Source organism: uncultured Oceanicoccus sp. (assembly GCF_963968385.1).
In the GTDB taxonomy this organism is placed as follows: domain Bacteria; phylum Pseudomonadota; class Gammaproteobacteria; order Pseudomonadales; family Dasaniaceae; genus Oceanicoccus.
This window is the reverse complement of record NZ_CAXAHB010000114.1, coordinates 1-3,474: the sequence shown is the minus strand read 5'-3', so window position 1 is coordinate 3,474 and position 3,474 is coordinate 1. Positions and strand designations below refer to the sequence as shown.

Genomic DNA, 3,474 nt, shown 5'->3' with positions numbered 1-3,474 from the left:
ACCATGGAGTTATCGGTTTCTAACACCTCTATGGTTATATTGTTACCTATTCTAACTTTTTGACCCACTGACCTTGCTAGTATCAGCATAACACCCTCCTTAGTATTACCCTTTAACGTTTTTAACGTTTCATTAATGAATTAGCTTGCTATAAATCCAGCCGCTTTTAATTGATGGGTTTTTTCATAATGGCAATCGACAGGAAGCGAACGATCCGTTAGCTACAACAAAACGACGCCATAAGAAAATTTTTACAAGCCTCATAAAATTGTCTGGCATCAATTGCCAGCACAGCTCTACGGAGCAGTGCCTATTCGACAAAAACTGTAATCGGCTCTATTTAATTTGAGATGAAAACCTTCCTGTAACATGCAATGAAAATCATTACGTCCTCCCTGTAGAAATGAATCGGCAATATATCACGTACCGTGTTCTTTTCAACAAAAAAATCACTTTTTGTGATTTTCTTTTTCATCACTGTTCACAACATTTCATGTTATATTTATGGCCATGAAACTATCAGGAAGAATCAAAATCGCAAGGCAGCACCTCGCTCAAACGATAGGACGGAAAGTCTCCCAAAAAGAACTGGGAGAAATGTGCGGTGGATGGAGTCAAAATCGTATCAGCAACTACGAGGCCGGCACTAGAACAGCTCCGCCTGCAGACTGTCAGGTTATTGCCAATATCACCGGCGTTCGCATTGAATGGTTACAATTAGAAAGTGGCCCCATGCTGGAAAGCATGATCAAAGAAAAACAAACTTACTATAAAATGAATCCACCAATTATTGAATGGCATGAAATTGATAACTTTCTTGCCAACCCGAAAGATTTTGATTTTACCGGAAAAGAAAGATCACCATTTGCCATTAATAATGAGGGGGCTTTTGCTGTTGTCTTACCTCAACTGAGCGCATATAGATATAACCCCACCAAGATTGCCATTATCCTTCCCATTGAAAAGGATGAAAACCTAACCAACCAGGAAGTGATGTGCCGGTGTAAAATGACAGGTGAAAAGGCATTAAAATTTTATGCCAGTGTCTTCGGGGCCATCAGCTTAATTGACCCAGCAAAAGTTTTTCCACCCATCACGCTGGAACAAGACAGCACCATAGAAATTATTGGCCGAGTTATGATTAAATATGAATAACTTTATTGCCCGATTGCCCAACCCAGCCAGTTATTTTTTATCTTATAACTTAATTCCTGATCATTTATTTATCTGCACATTCCTCCCAATCATCACCCGCCGCAGCCCATTTCACCCCACTAGCTCAAACATAAACCTGTTTGTATCATTCAAGATCTATCAAACCATCATTGATTAACAGAACTATAAGGTTTTCTATGCTATCGCTTAGCTGTAGAATTTAGCTTTTATAATCAAAAATAATGGAAAATAATCATGGGTAGAGCCTACCAAAACCGTAAAGACTCAATGGCCAAGACCTCCGATGCCAAAGCCAAAGTCTACAGCCGTTATGGCCGTGAAATTTATGTCTGCGCCAAAGCTGGCGGTGTAGAACCCGATGGCAACTTAGCCCTGCGCGGTTTGATTGACCGCGCTAAAAAAGATCAGGTTCCTTCCCATGTTATTGAAAAAGCCATTGAGAAAGCCCGGGGCGGCGGCGGTGAAGATTTTGCCTCAGCGCGTTATGAAGGTTTTGGTCCCGGTGGTTGCATGGTCATTGTCGATTGTCTGACCGACAACCCTAATCGTACTTTTGGGGATGTTCGTCAGTGCTTTACCAAAACCAAAACCAAAATCGGCACGCAAGGCAGTGTTAACCATATGTTCGATCACAGCGCCATCTTTGTGTTTGACGGTGATGATGAAGAAAGCGTTCTTGAAGCACTAATGATGGCTGATGTGGATGTCACCGATATTGAATGCGAAGATGGTAAAATTACCGTCTTCGCCCCTAATACGGATTACTTCAAAGCCAAACAGGCGCTAATGGAAACTATTGAAAATATCGACTTTGATGTCGATGAAATACAGTTTATCCCGCAAAATACCGCCCCTCTGGCCGGTGATGATATCGCATTGATGGAGACTTTTTTGGCGATGTTAAACGATTTGGATGACGTACAGCAGGTTTACCATAGCGCTGAAATCTAGTTGAGCTGACTACGTTTTGTATACTTTTTAACCAAAAGGTCTATAATTAATGTCAAATCTAACACTTACAGCCAGTAGCAGGACTAGCAGCCGGTCTACCTGAAGTAGAGTTAATTATGGTCAACGCTATTAACAGTTCACCTTTGAAGCCGACCCTGCCTGCCGAACAGCAGGTACCGCCTCCTCCACAACAGGAACAGGCCGAAGTCAGTGTTGAGCAAGATTCTCTACAACGCACGTCAGCATCGCAAGAAGATGCACCGGCCAACAAGCATCAGCAAGCGCAACAGCCGCTAGACCCTGAAGACCGGCTAGGTCGTCAAATAGATATCAAAGTTTGATCCCGCATCGATATAGCAGTCAATGTAGCTAATACTCAACTAATGATTACAAAAAAGCCCGCCATATGGCGGGCTTTTTTGCAGATAAGTTGCGCCTTATTTAAACCCCAATACATCCTGCATATCAAACAGGCCTTTATCCTGATCTGCTATCCATACCGCCGCACGAATAGCTCCGCGACCGAAGCTCATTCTTGAGCTAGCCTTATGACCAATTTCAATGCGTTCGCCATCAGCCATATACATAACGGTATGATCGCCGACGACATCGCCACCGCGAATAGTCGCAAAGCCAATTTCATTATCGGTTCGCGGACCTACCTGACCTTCGCGAGAGAGGACGGCAACATCGTTAAAGTGACGACCATGGCCCTCAGCAACAGCTTCACCCAAACTTAATGCAGTACCCGATGGCGCATCAACTTTATGTCGATGATGGGCTTCAACAATTTCCACATCGTAATCATCACCCAAAATAGCAGCGGCTTCCTTGGCTAATTTAAAACAAAGGTTGACTCCGGTGCTGAAATTGCTTGCCATGCAGATGGCTGATTGACTGGCAGTAGCTGCAATTATCGCTTTATCTTCATCGGTACAACCGGTGGTACCGATAATCATTTTTTTACCCGCAGCTGAACAGGCTTTAGCGTTGGCCACCGATGCGGCGGGCGTCGTAAAATCGACCAACACATCAAAATCATTAATCACTGCATTGATATCACCAACAATAATAACGCCGTTTTTTCCCAAGCCCGCCAACTCACCGGCATCAGCACCAATAGCCGGGCTTTCTGACCACTCAATAGCCGCGGTTAATTGTGCATCGGGATTTTGCTCAATCGCTTCAATCAGGGTTTTACCCATACGACCTGCAGCACCCGTAACAGCAATATTTATTGTCATAGCATTCTCTATATTAGATTTTCATATCGTCAAAAAAGTTTTTCACGCCTTCAAACCACGAATTTTTACGAGGTGTCTGATTACCTTCTTTATCAAAAGACTG

At 43.3% G+C, this 3,474-nt stretch carries 4 protein-coding genes; 3 read left to right on the top strand and 1 reads right to left on the bottom strand.

Features of this window, described 5'->3' with window-relative positions:
- The first annotated feature begins 504 nt into the window (after window positions 1-504).
- The 3 genes from AACP44_RS08785 to AACP44_RS08775 all read left to right on the top strand — a co-directional run bounded on the left by AACP44_RS08785 (window position 505) and on the right by AACP44_RS08775 (window position 2,468).
- Window positions 505-1,155: a helix-turn-helix transcriptional regulator gene (locus tag AACP44_RS08785; protein ID WP_339340155.1), complete on the top strand. Its 651-nt coding sequence runs from the start codon at window positions 505-507 to the stop codon at window positions 1,153-1,155.
- 255 nt (window positions 1,156-1,410) lie between these two features.
- The gene (locus AACP44_RS08780) at window positions 1,411-2,127 is read left to right on the top strand and encodes a YebC/PmpR family DNA-binding transcriptional regulator (protein WP_339340154.1); all 717 of its coding nucleotides are present in this window, start codon (window positions 1,411-1,413) and stop codon (window positions 2,125-2,127) included.
- A 116-nt stretch (window positions 2,128-2,243) separates the two neighbouring features.
- Window positions 2,244-2,468 carry a hypothetical protein gene (locus tag AACP44_RS08775; protein ID WP_339340153.1) on the top strand — a complete coding sequence of 75 codons (225 nt, stop codon included), beginning with the start codon at window positions 2,244-2,246 and terminating at the stop codon, window positions 2,466-2,468.
- A 96-nt stretch (window positions 2,469-2,564) separates the two neighbouring features.
- Here AACP44_RS08775 and dapB read toward each other — a convergent pair whose 3' ends face one another.
- The gene (dapB, locus tag AACP44_RS08770; protein ID WP_339340152.1) at window positions 2,565-3,371 is read right to left on the bottom strand and encodes a 4-hydroxy-tetrahydrodipicolinate reductase; all 807 of its coding nucleotides are present in this window, start codon (window positions 3,369-3,371) and stop codon (window positions 2,565-2,567) included.
- Between the last annotated feature and the right edge of the window lie 103 nt (window positions 3,372-3,474).